Consider the following 370-nt stretch of genomic DNA (forward strand, 5'->3'; position numbering starts at 1 on the left):
GGACGGACAGGCCGTGCAGTTACAGGAGCTGCTTGCTGCCAACCAGCCGTTGGCTACGGTCTATGTGCTCAAGGATGCGCTGAAGGACGTCTGGTACGCCCCCAGCGTAAGAGAGGGCTGGCGGCGCTGGCGAACCTGGCTGCGACATGCTCGCGAGAGCGACCTCGCGCCGCTGCAACGCTTCGCTCGCAACCTGCGCAAATACGCGCGAGGCATCCTTGCCAGTGCTCACTTCCACATGCATACCAGCGTCCTTGAGGGTGTTAACAACCGCATCAAGGTAATCAAGCGCATGGCCTATGGATTCCGGGACTCGGAGTACTTCTTCCTGAAAATCAAGGCCGCCTTCCCCGGGAAAGCGCGATGAACC

1 protein-coding gene is annotated in these 370 nt (G+C 60.5%); it reads left to right on the forward strand.

All coding sequences use genetic code 11. The features are described 5' to 3' along the window. Window positions 1-367 (forward strand): transposase (locus HZR81_RS23780; RefSeq protein WP_500129418.1); only part of this gene is annotated, 367 nt, incomplete at its 5' end. Between the last annotated feature and the right edge of the window lie 3 nt (window positions 368-370).

Origin of the sequence: Pseudomonas sp. LM13 (genome assembly GCF_041381355.1) — a bacterium.
GTDB classification, from domain to species: Bacteria; Pseudomonadota; Gammaproteobacteria; order Pseudomonadales; family Pseudomonadaceae; genus Stutzerimonas; species Stutzerimonas frequens.